The following is a 17,332-nucleotide window of genomic DNA, read 5'->3' on the forward strand; positions in this document are numbered from 1 at the left end:
ACTAATTGTTCTTAAAACCGGGTAATATCCCGGGGTATTTTTTTAAATATAAGGGAATGTTTGTTCATAAAATCTGCATCGAGTAAGCAGTTATCTGCATAAATAATATATTGTTCTGCCTTCGTTTTCAGGATGCGCAAAAAGTTCTCATCCAATGTGGTAAGCTTTTCTTTATCGTAATAAAAATAATACGCCGTTTGGTATTGTTTTCCTAACAGATAGTTTTCTTCCTGTTTTTGGTAAGGAGTTTTCACCTCGGAATACCAAATATATTCCCTGATTTTATCTTCTCCTACTTCTTCATTTAATATATTTTCTTCTAAGAACAGCGGTTTACCTAGTTCGTAATAAGAAAAATCTCCTCCGGTGCCTTCTACCGCTTTGTTTTCTTCTCCATAGCCGGAAATTACCCGTTTTACCCTTTCGGCGGTAATACTTTCTGCATAGTCTTCCATTTCTACCAAAATAAACTTGCGGTTGCCTCCGTCTTGTTTATTAAGATTTAAAACGGCATGAGCCGTGGTTCCTGAGCCTGCAAAGGAGTCTAAAATAATGGAGTTTTTATCTGTTGATACAGTAAGTATAAATTTTATTAATTCTGATGGCTTAGGAAAATCAAATAATTTCTGTTTAAAAATATCTTTTAATTCATTAGTACCTTGAGTATTTAAAAATTCTTCGAGTAGTGCCTCTGGGTATTTGTTTACAAAATCTATCTCTCGTTCTTTCATATACACTCTTTTTTTTTCAAAATGAACTAAATTACTCCTAAATCTTTCAATAAAAGTATCATAACCCCATCTCCATATCCCATATTCATTACCTCTTTTTCTAGGTCTATAACATTTATATCCTTTTGCTATTAATTCTAAATCTTCATTCTCATAAACAGTACTTCTTTCCAAATTATAGTCAAATTTTAAGTCTATTTTATTATATTCTTCATTATAATAAATAGAATACCCCATCTTACTTCTTTTTACTAATGTATCATCTCCCCCTTGCATTTCTAGAGCACGAATACTGTAAAATCCAATACTATCTTTTAATTTAAATTTTTTACTATTTTTAATTTGATAAGATCTAAATGTAAAATTATTTTTTTTATACGGTAAAATATAATCTGTAGTTGTTATAATTTTATTATTTCCTGTATCATTTTTTGAACCACTACTTTGCTTACGTGTAATTAATCCTAAATAATTATTCTTTCCAAAAATTTCATCACAGATTAATTTTAGGTTTGCCTGTTCGTTATCGTCAATGGAAATAAAAATAGCCCCATCGTCAGCTAATAATTTATGTAATAGTTTTAACCGGGGATACATCATACAAAGCCACTTATCGTGACGGCTTAAGTCTTCGCTTTCCTTACCTACTACCTGCCCCAACCATTTTTTTATTTTAGGGTCGTTTACATTGTCATTATATACCCAGCCTTCGTTTCCGGTATTGTAGGGAGGATCTATATAAATACACTTTATTTTGCCTTCGTACTCTGGAAGTAAACTTTTTAAGGCTTCCAGATTATCGCCGTGTATAATTTTATTTTCGCTGATTTTCTCTTTCTCTTCTGTTTGTGTACCGTTTGTATAGGTATATAGCTTTTCTAATATCCTAAAGGGTACTTCCTGATGATGATTGGTTACTTTCTCTTTTCCTATCCAGTGGAGTGTAGGCATTTATCTAATTTTTTTATCTAGAGCAAAGATAAAAAATATAGACTTTAGTATACAATATAAATTAACAAATTTATTATATTAATTTTTATTTTTTAATCGATTTTTATTTCTTATTTAATGTATATGGAATAAATTATTGCAAATATTTGTATTTAAAATATTTCTAATTTTTTGTTTAGAGTTAGTTGTTTATCTTATTTTTAAACTAAAATATTATATCAATGAGCAAAAATTTGGAAAATTATCCATTAGTATAACTTTAAAAGATAAAAGCAAAGAAGGTTTTATAAAGAGAATAAACAAAATATTTAACTATGTTAAATGAAAAAAAAATAGAATGGAAATTCAATTATTTAAATTATTTTAGAAATAAAAGTTAACAATTTAATAAATATATAATATTCTGTTTAACAATATACTTTCAGAATAAATTTTGTAAAAATTAATAATTAAAATAAGTCATTAACTTATTATAAGAAACAAATATTGCTTATCCAGTCAATATATATTATATGTTTTTTTTATTAATGACTGGATTAATAATAAACCAATATCTTGATTATTTTAGCTGCCTAAAACAAACTATTTATTCAATAATCTCTCAATCAACTCATTTTTTTCTTGAATCATGCGTTCATAGAGCTCTTGTTTTTCTTTATAAAGATCTTCTTTCTCGGTATAAAGTTCTACGATTTTATCAATCGGATTAAAGTTAAATGTGAATTGATGACCTATAGAATTATCACTTAAATCTTGACTGTGAAATGTATTTGCAATAAAATTCAAAGCGCCTTCATCATTGAAATTTTCAATCGCCTCTACGGGAATTTTAAGAATTTGAGCGATTTTTTCAAGAGTTTCTTTTTCAATTTCTTCTTTGGCTTCCAATTTAGATACTCCTGCTTGTGTTATATGCAATTCAACGGCTAAAGCATCTTGTTTAACGCCTAACATTTCGCGCAATCTCTTTATATTTCTTCCGAGATGTACTTTTTTAGAGCTAATATCAGCATTCATGATCTGTTTCGTTTTATCTGTTTACAAAAATATAAAATTATACGAATTAAATAAGATATTCTTCGGTTGTTGTGCGAATTAACATTTTATAATTATTTATCTTATCTAGGTGTCGTTACTTTGCTTGTATAAATATAATTAAAATATGAATCACAAGCCTTATAAACACATACAAGATTTAATCAATGAATTAAAAAAAGATCACGCTAAACACAGTGAATATGCAGGTATCGGAAGTTATAAACATTTAGGGTTTACTATTCTTTCAATGCTAAATAGTTGTCAAACGCATTTGTTTTCTTTGGAAAATCAAGGTTCAAAGGAAGAAGAAGAAATACGGATTGATATTTATAACCTTTTGGAATTAATAAAAAAACTTCTTCCACATCTCGAATTTGAATTTTTAGATAAGGTATTAGTCGAAGACTAACGAAATTGGAATACGCAATTATACTTTAAAAATATCTTGGATTAGTTGTTGCACCCTTTGGGTTGAATAATAATACAAAAACATTTTATAATTAAGCAAATCCATGACCTCAACTTTCCAAATATATTTGTTGTACGATTGAATTCTAATCTCCATTGAAGCATCTACAAACAAACCTAAAACGGCATTTTCAATCGAATTTATTTTAGAAAAAATTTCGAGTACTTGCGATTTTAATGCAGGTAAAGCCTCTTCCCTTTTAATAGAAAGTAATTTAGAACTATTTTCTAAATAAAGTAAAATCAATGGTTAAATTTCTTTTTATCTTTCGTAAGAATATGAAAACGCCATAACAACATAACGGCAGCAAATCCTAACCCAATACACAAACCGATCCAGGTTCCCACAGCTCCCAATTTTTGTTGGATGCATAAATAGTATCCTATGGGAATAGCTAAGATAATATACGCTATAAAACAAATAAGGGTCGGAATTTTCACATCTCTCATGGCTCGTAAACAACCTAAGCTCACCACCTGTATTCCGTCAAAAATCTGGAATAAGGCCGTTAAAATCACTAATCGTGAAGCAATAGCAATAACTTCGGTTTTACTTTTATCAAAAAATATTAACGGAAGTTGATCTTTAAAAATGATAAAAAGTATACCGCATATCGTCATAAAACCGACAACCAAATAAATATTTGCCATCCCTGCTTTTTTTAGATCCGCCATATTTTTTACTCCATAATATCCGGCTACTCTAACGGTTGCTGCCACACCGAAACCGGTACATACTTGAAAGGTTATAGAAGCCAAATTGGATGTTACCGAATGGGCAGAAGTATCTAAATAGCTGTGCATTCCTGCAATAAATGCAGCAAGGGCAAACGAACTTATTTCAAATAAAGACTGTAATGAAGAAGGCAACCCTATGGATATAAGCTTACGAAAATAGGCCGCTTGAAAATTTTTCCATTTTACCCCTTTTAAATAAAATAATGATTTTTTGTTAGTATATAAAACCACTATAATAATACACATCATTAAAATACGCGCTATTAAAGTTGCCGTTGCAGAACCTTGCAATCCCATTTCCGGCAATCCCCAATATCCGTAAATCAATCCGAAATTCAAAATTACATTTACAATATTAGATATAATGGTTGCGATGGTAACTAAAATAGTCATGGAAATACCTTCAGAAAATTGTCTGTAAGATTGAAAAATCATTAGAGGCAATAAACTCCATGCGCTTATATTAAGAAAAGTAATTGCATCGGGAATTACGGATACATCTTGTCCGGCTTTGTACATTAAAGGTGAGCACAACTCAAGTAAAAGAATGACCCCTAAGGCCAAAGATACATTCAAAACCATTCCGTGAGTAAATATTTTTTTCACTCGGTCTGTGTTTCCATTGGCAACAGATGAAGATATAAGAGGCGACATGGAATAGGAAAACCCTAACAGGAAAACCAAGAAAATGAAAAACAAACTGGTTGCCAATGAGGATGAGGCTACGGCTCTTTCTCCTAAGTTTGCTATAATAATAATATCAATAAAATTCACGGAAACTTGTCCCAATTGAGTAATTACAACAGGTAATGCTAATTTAATATTTGCTTTAAAATGTCCTTTTAAATCCATTTGATTTTATTAGAGCCTGCAAAGATAGTGAATTAACAGAAATTCAATTACCGGACTTTCTGAATCTTTATACTAAAAATCCAAAATATTTTCATTTTATAGAATAAAATCTATTGTATCAATGGCATTTTGTATTATATAGAAGTCAACTTTTAAATTTTCAAGAATAATATCAGTATTAATCAAACAAAAGATGTACCTTTGCACTGCCAGGCATTCGCCATTATAAATGTAATACACTAATACATGAATACCCCTGCAAAAGAAAATTATTTTTTTCAGAAAATTGTGGTTATTGTCGGAACGGCTTTATTTATTATTAAAGTTATTGCATGGCAGCTTACCCATTCCATAGCGATTTTAACCGATACGTTGGAAAGTATTATTAATGTTGCTGCCGGATTATTTTCATTATACAGCCTTTACCTATCTTCCAAACCCAAAGACAGAGACCATCCCTACGGACACGGTAAAATTGAATTTATTTCGGCCGGGATTGAAGGAAGTCTTATTACCGTAGCCGGTGTACTGATTATTTATGAATCGGTACTTAATATTTTCAACGTTCATGAAATACGCAAACTGGACTTTGGAATTCTTTTAATTGCCGTGACCGGACTGGTTAACTATATTATGGGAGTTGCCGCCATTAAAAAAGGTAAGAAAAATAAATCTTTGGCTTTAATTTCGGGAGGAGAGCATTTAAAATCAGATACGTATTCCACCTTAGGACTTGTACTGGGTCTTTTTGTCATGTATTTTTTTAAAATATATTGGATGGATAGCGTGATAGCCCTGATTTTTGCTTTGATTATTATTTTTACCGGGGTTAAAATTATTCGTAAATCCTATGCGGGAATTATGGATGAAGCCGACGAAGAATTGATCGTTCAATTAGTTGAAACTTTAAATAAGAACAGAAATCCAAATTGGATTGACATTCATAATGTACGGTTTATAAAATACGGAAGCAGCTTACATCTGGACTGTCATTTAACCTTGCCCTGGTATTTTAATGTGAGGGAAGCTCATAAAGAATTAGATGCGCTTAAAAAGATAATTATTGATAACTTTGGCAACAGTTTTGAAATGTTTGTTCACGTTGATGATTGCTGTGAATCTATTTCATGCAAAATTTGTACAAAAACCAATTGCCCTTATCGTAAATATCTTTTTGATAAGGAGGTTTTGTGGACAAAAGAAATTATTGAGATTGACAAACGCCATAAATTAGATAAATAAAATATGAGTAAGAAAAAAAATTATTTACGTATTGAAGAAACTATTTTTAAGTCTTTAGGAAAAATTGGATATATCATTATCTTTACTTTAGTATTTTCTCTCGTAATGGTGTTAGTAGATTTTATACTTCATTGTTTTGTAGATAATCATTATACTTCTAAATTCTTATTCTCAGGGGAAATTCCTTTTTCAAATTGGATCAACTTAATGTGGAAAAATTATTCTTTCTCCTTATTTAAAATAGTTTTCTTTGGCGTTATATTTATTATTTTGGGCTTTTATAGAAGCAAAGCTTTAACGAATGAATTTTCTAAATAGATCTAACAATAAAAATTACACTAAAATAAAAAGCTGCTTCCTGATTAGAAAGCAGCTTTTCTATTTATAAAATATATTCTAATTTTATTTTTTAGTTAAAATGCTTGAAACGGCAGATTTTATAATTTCTGCTTTTTTAGCTAATTCTTCATCATTCCACAATAAAGAAATAGGAATGGTTACCGTTTTGCTGATAATATCATCTGATTGTGAATAATCTGCATTAGCATAATTTGGTAACAATTCTTTGTGCTCTTTATAAAGAGGGGCTAACGATTTCAGTAATTTCAAATGATCCCATTTTCTGATATAATGCCAATTGTTATCATACCAATAAGCATTGCCAATACCTTTACTGCTTAATTCAAGCGATACTTTTTTTGCTAATTCTTGGCTAGGTAAAAATATACTTAAAAAAGAAGCATTATCTCCCGCTTCATCCGGTATTCGTCTGAAATTAACACCCTCTACTTCCTTCAACGCATCTTTCAATACTTTTTTATTTTTACGTTGTATGGAAAGTATTTGATCTAATTTTTCAAATTGAGCAAGACCTACAGCGGCGTGTAACTCAGAAATTCTGTAATTTAATCCTAAATACGGATGATTTTCGGCGCCTCTATTATTGCCGATATGATCATGTCCGTGATCCGTATATTGATCGGCATGTACATAGTACTCATCTTTATTGGTTACTACGGCTCCTCCTTCTCCACAAGTTACGGTTTTAACAAAGTCAAATGAAAAGCATCCTAAATCTCCTATAGTTCCCAAATATTTACCTCTATAAGTACCGCCAAATGCTTGACATGCATCTTCAATTAATAATAATTTATATTTTTTTGCCAATTCTTTCAATGCGGAAATATCTGCCATAGCTCCACACATGTGTACGGGCATAATTACTTTGGTTCGGGAAGATATGGCTTTTTCTACAGCTTTGGGATCTAAGGTTAACGTGTCGTCAATGTCAACCAAAACAGGAATGGCTCCCACGCTTAATACCGCCTCGAAACTGGCCACAAAGGTAAAGGTTGGAAGTATCACTTCATCTCCCGCCCCAACTCCTGCAGCATTCAAAGCCGTTAATAAAGCACTTGTACCACTACTGGTAAGTTGTGCATGACTTACATGCATTCTTTTTTGAATGGCCTGTTCAAACTCTTTTGCCTTCCAATGATTATTCCTTGCGGATTCAAAGTTATAACGCATAAGAATACCACTTTCAATAACATCGTTCAGGTGTTTTTTTTCTTCTTCACCCCAAAGCTCATATCCTGGCATAATAAAACTATTTTTATATTATTTTTTTTTGTTAAAAATGTTAAACAAAGGTAACAAATTGACTGAAAAGAATCTTTATAAAAACAAATAAAAAAAAGTTAATACCTGAACTATTTCACTATAGATTATTTACAAATTTTGGAGCTGAACTCCCGTTTATAAAGGTAAAAAACAGTAATCAAGCTTTTATATTTTCCCTATTAGAAATAAAAAATACCAACTATTATATTAACTCATTTTATAAAATTATAATATATCTAATTTTATTGCATAAAATTTATTAAATATTTAAACATTATTAATTTTTATTCATAATAATTTATTTTATTTGAAAAAATATTTAAAATTATATAAAATTAAATGTTAATAATTGTTAACTTTGTTAAACTAACATTAACATTAAAAAATTACATGAGCACACAGGCTCCATACCGTTTTTTCATTTTATTATTCTTAGGAATTTTTAATTCAATTCCTGCCCAAATTATGACAAGCCCTTCGGTGACGATAAAAGATCATAATGGCCTGAAAAGTCCTGTTACCATTGATTGTAATTATAAATTCAACGAAAACCATAAAATTTTACTGAAGGCTGAATATCCGGAACTAAAAAACACGTCTTCCTATGCTGTAACCTCTATTCCTTTTAATCCGGTGGGAACATTCTCTGAAGGTCAAGAAGTTATCATTGACAGTGATGATAAATGGAGCAACGCGCAAGAACTCCCTTTTAATTTCTGTTTTTACGGTAATACTTTTAACTCTATTATTTTAGGTGATAACGGAGTCATCTGTTTTGATACCCAATATGCGGGAACAGAATGTCCTTATGCCATTGCAGGATCTATCCCCGACCCTAATTTAATGCATAATACCATATTCGGGGCATATCATGATATGACCAATGATAGTGATGTGTTTGGTTGTACTCGTGATTGCGGTAAAATTACCATGTATACGACAGGGATGATTCCTTTCCGAAAAACAATCATAAATTATTATAATATGAATCATTTTGGTTGCGAAAACTCAAAATCGACCGTGCAAATAATACTTTATGAAACTACTAATGTTATCGAAGTCTATGTAAAAGAAAAACCGTTAACTTGTGAAATAGGAAATGAAAAAAGAGCACTTATCGGAATCACTAATTCCGATGGATCTGAAGGAATTTCACCCGATCAAAGAAATACAGGAATCTGGGAAGCCTATCATGAAGCATGGAGATTTGCTCCGCAAGGTACTCCTAATGTTCCTAAAGTTGAATGGAAAGATGCTGATCAAACCGTTATTCCTTCATCGGAAGTTAATCCGAAAAATTCAACAACTTATTATGTGAACGTATCCTATGCCGGTTGTACTCCGGTTACCCTCAATGATGAATTCCGAATTATTTTCGCCTCTGACTTTCCAAAAGTGAAAGACTTAGAGGTAAATAAATGTTTTGAAGGTATAACCCCAAATGAAGTTATCAATTTAGAAGAATTGATGAAAGAAGCTTCTGAATCTGCTCCCGATGTCATTACTACTTTACATCAGAATTTAGACGATGCCCATTCAGGACAATATCCTTTGACGGGTTTAAATTCCTATCCGATTACTTCTAATTCAAATTCCTTTTATTTACGAGCTTCAAAGGGTAAAGATTGTTATTCGACTTCGGTGATTACCATTCACATGAAAAGAAAACCCGGCCTAAAAGAAATGGAACCTATTATAATTTGCAGTAATGGTGACCGGGATTCTGAAATAATATATTTAAACAATTATACGAATCAAATAAATGGATATGAAGAATGGATGAACCTCGATTTTTACGATTCCTATACTAATGCTCTACACGGAAATCATCCCATTAGTACTCTTTCGCTTTCTTCTGCGGTAACCGTCTATGCAAAAGCAAGTAATAAAGACTTTGAAGATTGCTTTTCTATCATTCCTGTAACTTTCAAATTTCAAAAAACGATTGTTTCCAAACCTCAAGAAATTATACTTTGTAACGAAGATTTAAAAGGACGAGAAATTTATAATTTGAGATCCTATGAAGCCTCGATTACGGGATATGATAATCTTTCTTTTAGTTATTTTACTTCCGAATCTGATGCTTTACAAAATATAAATCCTATACAAAATCCCGAATCGTATTCGGTTACTAATGAAGAAATTATTTATGTAAGTATATCCGGTCCCGGGTATTGCCCTTCTATAACTACCCTCTCTTTTACTTTCAAAAATACCTTGGTAAATAACATGCATAAATATGTATGCGATAAAAAAACATCGGGATTACATGAAAATCTTTGGGAATATTATAATGACATGAAGAAAGGGCATGACATTGTGCTGGAAGGAATTTACAATTCTTGGGATGGGGCTGTTTCTAAAGATAGTTCTCAACTTATTTCAGACTTGGAAAATTACCCGGTTAATTATCCTTTTTCCATAGTTTATGTACGATTTTTTGACAATAAAACTCAATGTGTACATATACGTGAAATAAAATTAGAAGTTATCGATCAAATTGAAAAAAGGCCGAGTTATAACATATGCGATGTAAATAATTCAGGAGAAAGTAAATTTAACCTAAATACATTAAGACCTATTTTTCTTGCCGGTTATCCTCCATCCTCAATTTCATTTTATGAAACATTGGATGACTATACTAATGAAGTTAATCCCATAAAAGAAACGATTGTAAGAGGTAAAAAAACTATTTACGTAAAAGTAAAAGTAAACGATGTGTGTAGATATTTTCATAAAATTGATTTGATTTTAAAACCTTTAGAATTATCCGAATGGCAAAACGTATATCTATGCGATAGGGGAAATGATGGAAATGAAATTTATTATTTGAACGATTTAATAAATTTTTTAGGCCTAACCGATTACAGTTCTGTTCAATTCTACACGTCTGAACACGATGCTTTCAAAGAAATACATCCGATTTCTGCTATAGAACCCTATCCTATAAGTATAAGTAATAATAAAGTATATGTTAGAACTAATTATGAAAACAGTTGTCCAAGTATTATACCTGTAGAAATACGTTTATTGGAATCGGTAACAGTTCCTGATTTGAAAACTATTGAGGTTTGTGATACAGACAATAGCCATAACAAAATCGTAAATTTAATTCCGGTGATTGCAGAAAGCGGAGTTGATACGAAACGAGTTTCGGTAGATTTTTATTTAACGGCAGAAGGAGCTCAAAATCAAAACAATAATGAAAAAATTTTAGATCCTGCTGCTTTCGTCTTATACAACACTACTACACTATATGTTCGTTTTACCAACAAAAAATCAAAATGTTGTGAAATAAAGCCTTTAAAAATAAAGTTAAATCCTTTTCCTATTGTCTTAAAATATAACTTGGATATCTGTGACTTTAGTAATGATAATGAGGAAGAAGTAATTTTAAGTGAATTAAACTCTCATATAGTTATCAATCCGCAAAGTTTTACTTTCTCCTATTATTTAAATGAACAAGATGCTTTAAACAACATTAATACTATTATAAAACATACCATAAAAAATTCAACGCAACTATATGTTAAAATCTCTTCAGGTAAGGAATGCCAGATCATTCAAAAATTAGGTTTTACGTTACAATCTTCACCTTTAGTTAAAGATAAAATTGTTGAAATATGTGACAACAATGCCGATGATACGGAAATCGTCGATTTAACCTTATATGAAGAAGATTTAGTTACAACTTCCCGATCAAATTATCAATACTCATATTACACTTCATATGAAAATGCGTATGCTGATAAATTTAGTATTTCCAATACAAAAGAATATGTCATTCAACCATTTCCTACTACCATTTATGTAAGAATTACGAATTCTTCAGGATGTTTTTCCATTGCAAAGCTCACATTCAAAAGTGCAGAAAAAGTGTTAGCTCAAAATAAAAAAATACATATTTGCGATGTGGGATCAGATATGCAAGAATATGTTAATTTAACCAACTATATATCTGATGTTTTAATTACCTCGGGCCAAAATTTAACTATAAATTATTACAAAACCGAGGAAGGAGCTAATAATAGAGACAGCCATACGCTTATAAAAAATCCTGAACGTTATTCTGTTACCTTAGCAAAAGATTATGTATGGGTACGGATGGATAATCCTTCTACCGGTTGTTATACGGTTAGATATTTAGAAGTTAATTTAGAACCTCTTCCTAAACTTATTAATGCTAAATATTTAGTTTGTGATTCAGATTTTGACGATATATATAAAGTAGATTTAGATGATCTTCGCTATACCGTAATTTTTAATCCCGACGGGTATACATTTTCCTATTATCATTCTCAGGAAGATGCTTTTAAAGACATCAATAAGATCAAAAATATACATCAATACACAGTAAAAAGCTTTAATGAAAAAATAGTACTAAAAGCAACCAATAAATACGGGTGCAGCTCAATCAGAACTGTTACCTTATACACAAAAGATAAAATTAAGGTATCAACTCAATCCATGGAAATTGAAAGTTGTGATGATGACTTTGATGGATTAACTTTTTTTAATATCACTACCATGAACTCATCCATAACCAAAGATCCAAAGGCTACTTTTGAATATTTCAGCACTTTAAACGATGCTAAAAACCAAACCAATCCTATTGTAGATCCATATAATTATAAAAATATTGTATCTTTTAAGGACCAAGTATACGTCCGAGTTTCATCTCCCGATTACTGTCCGGCTCTAAGTGTAATAAATCTTAAGGTTTTACCGGTTCCTGTAAGTACATTACAAAAGAACCTAAAAATATGTCCGAATGGAACTCTTGAACTAGTAGCGGATACAAAAAATCCTGAGGATTTTTACGAATGGAATACCGGAGTAAAAGGATATGATAAACATACAATAACCATATATAAAGCAGGTATTTATACGGTTACCATTACCGGTAAAAACGGTTGTAAGTATACTTATACTACTCATGTAACCGAATATGCTAAAACGAGAATTACAGATTTAAAGGAAGGTAATGATTATATAACGGTAATTGCCGAAGGGGATGCTCCTTTGGAATATTCTATGGATAATAAAAATTGGCAATCCCATAATACATTTTATAATCTAAAACCGGGGATATATACTTTCTATGTAAGATCATTGGCAAACGGTTGTTATTCTCCTGAAAAGAAAGGAGTTTTATTTAAGATAAATAATGTGATAACTCCCAATGGAGACAATCTTAATGATGCATGGCGATTATGCGGCCTGGAAAATTTCGACTCACTTCCTTCTCATATCAAAATTTTTGACAGATATGGTAAAGTTGTATTTTCACAAAGTTCTAATTCATGCTTTGTATGGAATGGATATTATTTGGGCAGACCATTACCTACTACTTCCTATTGGTATGTTATTGATATTGCTGACGGAAGACAATTTACCGGATGGATCGTTGTAAGAAACCATAATAATCACGTTGATTAATGAATAAATAGTTCTCATATAAATTTTTATCTTTAAAACACGTACAGGCATATACGTATTCAATTTTTTGAGCAGCGATTATATGTCTGTATTTTTTTATGTTTTAACTTCGTAAATACTTATAAAATTTTTTGAAAAGAGTAAGGAATACAAAGTTTAGAGTCGAGGGCATTATAAAAATTTTTGAATTGGTAATTTAAAAGTAAGCCATTCTGAATGAATTAAACAATCAGAAGGCTTAGCGGTTGTTAAGATTAAAATTTAAACTATTATCATTTAAATTTTTAAGACTTGGTGTGTGTAATTAATAAAATATAGCAGTTAAAGTGTATTCTTATTTATTATAAACAACTTCTTTAAGAATATTTATTCCGTTTATAGAAGCAGGAAATCCTGCATAGACTGTCATAAGTAGCATTACCTCTTTGATTTGATCAGGAGTTAAACCTATATTCAATGCTCCTTTTATATGAAAATTTAATTGAGATTGTGCATTTCCCAATGTTGCTAAAGCTGCTATGGTGGCAATTTGTCTATATTTTTTATCTAAATTATCTCTTGAAAAAATATCTCCATATCCATATTCGATAACAAAATTAACCAACTCCGGTGAAATGTCTCGATACGCCTTTTTTAGAATATCTTCTTGTTCTTTCTTCAACATGGCTAAATAATCAGCTCCTAACTTATATCGGTCTGTCTCATTTTTAGAAGCCTTTTTACCTTCTTCATCTTTGATTCCTTTTTCTTTTCTTTCTTTAAGGACCTCTCTAAATGCATTCATTCCATTAATACATTTTGGAAATCCACAATATACCGACATTTGCAAAATAACCTCTTTTATTTCATTTATGGAACAACCTACTTGTAAGGCTCCATGTAAATGGACTTTTAATTGAGGTATGGCTCCCTGTGCCATGAGAGATGAGATGGCCGCTATTTCTTTTGATTTATTATCCAGTGCTTTTAAACTATACACTTCTCCAAATGAATATTCAATAATAAATCTACTTAATTCCGGTGAAATATCTTTTAAACTTTCAACGGTTCTGATTCCGGCTTCTCCATCAATTTCTTTTAATTTTTCCCAACCTTTTTGGTAACGTTCTGATTTTTCCATTTGCGCATAACTATTTAATGTTAATATAAATACCATTAATACGGTAAGTAATTTTTTCATTTTGTTTTTAAGCAAAGGTACCGGAGATCAACACTCTACAGGTAGGACTTTTATTTCTGTTTTCGGTACTTTTCCAAAAAGGTTGAAGGAGAGAAATCTGTTTTCTTTTTGAAAATACGTGAAAAATAAGAGGGATCTTCAAACCCTAATTTATAAGCTATCTCGTTAACATTATACTCGCTAAATAGTAATAATCGTTTGGCCTCCGTAATTTTAAGATCTATAATATATTGTTTGGAAGAAATGCCTTTGTATTGTTTACAAATTTCATTTAATTCTTGAGTTGTAACTTTCAATTTTTCAGCGTAATCTTCAATGGATGATGTTTTAAAATTTTCTTCAAAAATTACCATTTTTAAATCGTCTAAAAGAGTATGATGAAAGTTTGTTTCTTTTTTAAATGACAATCTGTTAAGTATGGAATAGAGATAGGGAATTCCTAATTTTATAGTTGTTTCGGCTACTTCATCTTTCAATCCAAATTCATGAATAAGGTTCATAAAACAGCTTTCCATAATTTGTATATATGAAGTTGGAATATCTACAAATGCCCTATGATTATTAATACCCAATTCCAAGCCTAGGCAAGCATCCACCATCAAAATATATCCTTTACTGTCAGAAGAATATTCCCAATTATGTATCTGTTTAGTATTTACAAGAAAAATACGGTTGGGTTTTATGGGATACTCTTGAAAATCGACAACATAAAATCCGCTTCCATGAGTAAACCAAACCAGAGAATAGAAGGAATGTCGATGAGGCCATTCAATATCCGGATCTTCTGTTCCTTCAAATGTTCCTACAAAATACGAAATGAAATGATTCGGTACCCCTAAGATATTTGCTATTGAATATTCTTTTAACATATAACAAAGATAAAATTTATTGTGAGTGATATAATAGAAATATATTTTTTAAATTTCTGATACTGAACTTAAAAACTAGTTTGAAAACCTAATGATTACCTTTTTTATAATGGAATTATATAATTTATTGACAGTAAAATTTGTATTATTGATTAGTATCAAATATATTTTATATAAAAAGTTTCCATAATTATATAATTTACTTTCATTAATTATAGAGTACATTTGAGATATCAAATAAATTTGAACAATAAATATGAAAAATGAATTAAAATTTAAAACTAATATAGATTGTGGAGGTTGTGTAAAAGCAGTAACCCCCTTTTTGTCTAAAGTAGAAGGTATTTCAAAATGGGAAGTTGATACAGCCAATCCGGATAAAATCTTGACTGTAGACTTAGCGGGTGCTACGGAAGAAGAGGTTGTCAATGCAGTAAAAAAAGCCGGATTTACCATTGAAAAAATTTAATTTTTCAATAAAATTGCTAAAAGAACCTTTATTTTTTTAAGGGTTCTTTTTATTGTTATCTTCTTTTTGTTCTTTAATCCTATAATAATATTAATTACCTTTGCATTTTAAAAATTTATATATAAATAAAATATAATTCGGATAGCAATGACTAACTCTGAAAAAGAAAATTCGATCGGTTACCAATTAAGTTATACAGAAAATCTGCACAGGAATCTATTAAATAAAAAATTTTCTACCAATAAGTTAGACATTACTCCCGAACAATTTATTATTTTAGATTTATTAACGGAACATTCTACAGGAATATCCATGCAGAAAATATCAGAAAAAATACACAGAGATAATTCTGCCATCACCCGATCCATTGATATTTTAGAAAAAAAAAATTTGGTAAGCAGAGTCAATGCAGAAAAAGATCGTCGGAAAAAAATTATATTAATCACTGAGCAAGGAATTACACTTTTACATAATGCCAAAGACATAGCAAAGCAATATGCGAAAGAAGTAGCCAAAGGACTAACTGAAAAACAACTTAATGATTTATTTACTATTCTTAAGATTATCCAGAAAAATATTAATGAATCTAATATATAGAAATGCTTTATAAACTTTTTTATATAAAAGGTTTATTCTTCACCACTATGCGTTTTAAAATTTAAAATTTGCGGTAAAAAAGATATGCGTTTTAAGTAATAGCTTACCTTAAAATATCAATTATAATTTTACAGCCTCAAACATTTGAGTCGGATTTACAATTTCATCTTGTGCTGCTACCAATTGCAATTCATACTCTCCTTGTCTATGAGTTTCCAGCATAACCGCATAAACAGCAGCAGTTGTATGTTCTAAAACTTCTTTATAATTTTTCCCCAGTAACATATGGGTCAATAATAAACCGGAAGTAAGATCCCCTACGCCAACCGGTTGACGAACTCCAAAATCTACTAAAGGTCTTGATATATGCCATTTTCCTTCAGAAGTAGACAATAACATCTCAAATTTATCTGAACGATAGCCTGCCCTGCTTAAATGTTTAACTAATACTGTTTTTACCCCTTTACTGTGAATTACATCAATTGCAGAAACTACTTCCGCAACCGAAGTTATAGTTCGATCGGTTAAAATTTCCAACTCTAATAAGTTAGGTGCCATAATGTCACTTACTCCCATCGCTTCATTTTTAAAAAATTCCGACACTCCGGGAGCTACAATACAGCCTTTTTCCGGATGTCCCATAACGGGGTCACAAAAATAAACGGCATTTGGATTTTCATTTTTAACCTTTTTAACTATTTCCAAAATTGATTTTCCTTGTTCGGGAGAACCAATGTATCCGTTTAAAACTGCATCGCACTTTTTCAACTGATGGATATTATCGATTCCTTGAACAATATCCAATAAATGTTTGGCTGTCATTACTTCACCCGTCCATTGTCCATATTGTGTATGATTGGAAAATTGTACCGTATTTAATGACCATACTCTAACGCCGCAACGCTGCATGGGAAATTCAGCTGCACTGTTTCCTGCGTGGCCATACACTACATGAGATTGGATGGATAAAATATTTTTCATTAGTTTTACAATTATTAGTTACAAATTTATAAACTTTATTGGCAATTAGTAGTTATTTATTAAGAATTGTTCAGTATGTTCATTTCTCAATATGAAAAGTGAAATAATTAATAAACCATATAAAAGAAGATTAATTTCTTGTTAAAAACCGTTA

14 protein-coding genes are annotated in these 17,332 nt (G+C 30.6%); 6 read left to right on the forward strand and 8 right to left on the reverse strand.

What is annotated here, in order from left to right; translation table 11 throughout:
- Positions 1-11: 11 nt before the first annotated feature.
- Both GYM73_RS05635 and GYM73_RS05640 read right to left on the reverse strand, forming a co-directional pair.
- Entirely contained in the window at positions 12-1,682 is a 1,671-nt protein-coding gene (locus tag GYM73_RS05635) for a site-specific DNA-methyltransferase (RefSeq protein ID WP_220233233.1), read from the reverse strand.
- 582 nt (positions 1,683-2,264) lie between these two features.
- A complete protein-coding gene (locus GYM73_RS05640; protein ID WP_220233234.1) occupies positions 2,265-2,699 on the reverse strand; it encodes a helix-turn-helix domain-containing protein in 435 nt (144 codons plus the stop codon).
- Positions 2,700-2,844: 145 nt separating this feature from the next.
- Here GYM73_RS05640 and GYM73_RS05645 point away from each other — a divergent pair, with 145 nt between their 5' ends.
- Positions 2,845-3,129, forward strand: a complete 285-nt coding sequence (locus GYM73_RS05645; protein ID WP_220233235.1) for a hypothetical protein — start codon at positions 2,845-2,847, stop codon at positions 3,127-3,129.
- Between the two features lie 18 nt (positions 3,130-3,147).
- On the opposite strand, the gene GYM73_RS05650 is transcribed toward GYM73_RS05645, so the two are convergent.
- Together GYM73_RS05650 and GYM73_RS05655 are read right to left on the reverse strand one after the other, a co-directional pair.
- Positions 3,148-3,435, reverse strand: coding sequence for a hypothetical protein (locus GYM73_RS05650; protein ID WP_160543145.1), 288 nt, complete (start codon positions 3,433-3,435; stop codon positions 3,148-3,150).
- Positions 3,432-4,778 (reverse strand): MATE family efflux transporter, encoded by a 1,347-nt coding sequence (locus tag GYM73_RS05655; RefSeq protein WP_160556771.1) that lies wholly within the window; start codon positions 4,776-4,778, stop codon positions 3,432-3,434. Before GYM73_RS05655 ends, GYM73_RS05650 begins: the two co-directional genes overlap by 4 nt.
- A gap of 246 nt (positions 4,779-5,024) precedes the next feature.
- Between GYM73_RS05655 and GYM73_RS05660 the strand changes: the two genes are divergently transcribed.
- Positions 5,025-6,020, forward strand: a complete 996-nt coding sequence (locus tag GYM73_RS05660) for a cation diffusion facilitator family transporter (protein WP_220233236.1) — start codon at positions 5,025-5,027, stop codon at positions 6,018-6,020.
- A gap of 3 nt (positions 6,021-6,023) precedes the next feature.
- Positions 6,024-6,338, forward strand: coding sequence for a hypothetical protein (locus GYM73_RS05665; RefSeq protein ID WP_160543148.1), 315 nt, complete (start codon positions 6,024-6,026; stop codon positions 6,336-6,338).
- Positions 6,339-6,422: 84 nt separating this feature from the next.
- On the opposite strand, the gene GYM73_RS05670 is transcribed toward GYM73_RS05665, so the two are convergent.
- Positions 6,423-7,622, reverse strand: coding sequence for a DegT/DnrJ/EryC1/StrS aminotransferase family protein (locus GYM73_RS05670; RefSeq protein ID WP_220233237.1), 1,200 nt, complete (start codon positions 7,620-7,622; stop codon positions 6,423-6,425).
- A 411-nt stretch (positions 7,623-8,033) separates the two neighbouring features.
- On the opposite strand from GYM73_RS05670, the gene GYM73_RS05675 reads away from it, so the two are divergent.
- Positions 8,034-13,082, forward strand: coding sequence for a T9SS type B sorting domain-containing protein (locus GYM73_RS05675; RefSeq protein WP_220233238.1), 5,049 nt, complete (start codon positions 8,034-8,036; stop codon positions 13,080-13,082).
- A gap of 334 nt (positions 13,083-13,416) precedes the next feature.
- On the opposite strand, the gene GYM73_RS05680 is transcribed toward GYM73_RS05675, so the two are convergent.
- Together GYM73_RS05680 and GYM73_RS05685 are read right to left on the reverse strand one after the other, a co-directional pair.
- Positions 13,417-14,262: a carboxymuconolactone decarboxylase family protein gene (locus GYM73_RS05680; RefSeq protein ID WP_255570948.1), complete on the reverse strand. Its 846-nt coding sequence runs from the start codon at positions 14,260-14,262 to the stop codon at positions 13,417-13,419.
- 50 nt (positions 14,263-14,312) lie between these two features.
- Positions 14,313-15,131 carry an AraC family transcriptional regulator gene (locus tag GYM73_RS05685; RefSeq protein ID WP_220233239.1) on the reverse strand — a complete coding sequence of 273 codons (819 nt, stop codon included), beginning with the start codon at positions 15,129-15,131 and terminating at the stop codon, positions 14,313-14,315.
- Positions 15,132-15,387: 256 nt separating this feature from the next.
- Between GYM73_RS05685 and GYM73_RS05690 the strand changes: the two genes are divergently transcribed.
- Positions 15,388-15,600, forward strand: coding sequence for a heavy-metal-associated domain-containing protein (locus GYM73_RS05690; protein ID WP_160543152.1), 213 nt, complete (start codon positions 15,388-15,390; stop codon positions 15,598-15,600).
- A gap of 147 nt (positions 15,601-15,747) precedes the next feature.
- On the forward strand, positions 15,748-16,197 hold the full coding sequence (locus GYM73_RS05695; protein ID WP_166006061.1) for a MarR family winged helix-turn-helix transcriptional regulator: 450 nt from the start codon (positions 15,748-15,750) through the stop codon (positions 16,195-16,197).
- A 120-nt stretch (positions 16,198-16,317) separates the two neighbouring features.
- On the opposite strand, the gene pdxY is transcribed toward GYM73_RS05695, so the two are convergent.
- Entirely contained in the window at positions 16,318-17,178 is an 861-nt protein-coding gene (gene pdxY / locus GYM73_RS05700) for a pyridoxal kinase PdxY (protein WP_220233240.1), read from the reverse strand.
- Positions 17,179-17,332: the final 154 nt, after the last annotated feature.

Source organism: Apibacter sp. ESL0432 (genome assembly GCF_019469225.1).
Taxonomy (GTDB): domain Bacteria; phylum Bacteroidota; class Bacteroidia; order Flavobacteriales; family Weeksellaceae; genus Apibacter.

Excerpts from the sequence above, each read along its gene's own strand:
- GYM73_RS05635 (WP_220233233.1), bottom strand. The coding sequence starts at position 1,682 with ATGCCTACACTCCACTGGATAGGAAAAGAGAAAGTAACCAATCATCAT.
- GYM73_RS05640 (WP_220233234.1), bottom strand. The coding sequence starts at position 2,699 with ATGAATGCTGATATTAGCTCTAAAAAAGTACATCTCGGAAGAAATATA.
- GYM73_RS05645 (WP_220233235.1), top strand. The coding sequence starts at position 2,845 with ATGAATCACAAGCCTTATAAACACATACAAGATTTAATCAATGAATTA.
- GYM73_RS05655 (WP_160556771.1), bottom strand. The coding sequence starts at position 4,778 with ATGGATTTAAAAGGACATTTTAAAGCAAATATTAAATTAGCATTACCT.
- GYM73_RS05660 (WP_220233236.1), top strand. The coding sequence starts at position 5,025 with ATGAATACCCCTGCAAAAGAAAATTATTTTTTTCAGAAAATTGTGGTT.
- GYM73_RS05665 (WP_160543148.1), top strand. The coding sequence starts at position 6,024 with ATGAGTAAGAAAAAAAATTATTTACGTATTGAAGAAACTATTTTTAAG.
- GYM73_RS05670 (WP_220233237.1), bottom strand. The coding sequence starts at position 7,622 with ATGCCAGGATATGAGCTTTGGGGTGAAGAAGAAAAAAAACACCTGAAC.
- GYM73_RS05675 (WP_220233238.1), top strand. The coding sequence starts at position 8,034 with ATGAGCACACAGGCTCCATACCGTTTTTTCATTTTATTATTCTTAGGA.
- GYM73_RS05680 (WP_255570948.1), bottom strand. The coding sequence starts at position 14,262 with ATGAAAAAATTACTTACCGTATTAATGGTATTTATATTAACATTAAAT.
- GYM73_RS05685 (WP_220233239.1), bottom strand. The coding sequence starts at position 15,131 with ATGTTAAAAGAATATTCAATAGCAAATATCTTAGGGGTACCGAATCAT.
- GYM73_RS05690 (WP_160543152.1), top strand. The coding sequence starts at position 15,388 with ATGAAAAATGAATTAAAATTTAAAACTAATATAGATTGTGGAGGTTGT.
- GYM73_RS05695 (WP_166006061.1), top strand. The coding sequence starts at position 15,748 with ATGACTAACTCTGAAAAAGAAAATTCGATCGGTTACCAATTAAGTTAT.
- pdxY (WP_220233240.1), bottom strand. The coding sequence starts at position 17,178 with ATGAAAAATATTTTATCCATCCAATCTCATGTAGTGTATGGCCACGCA.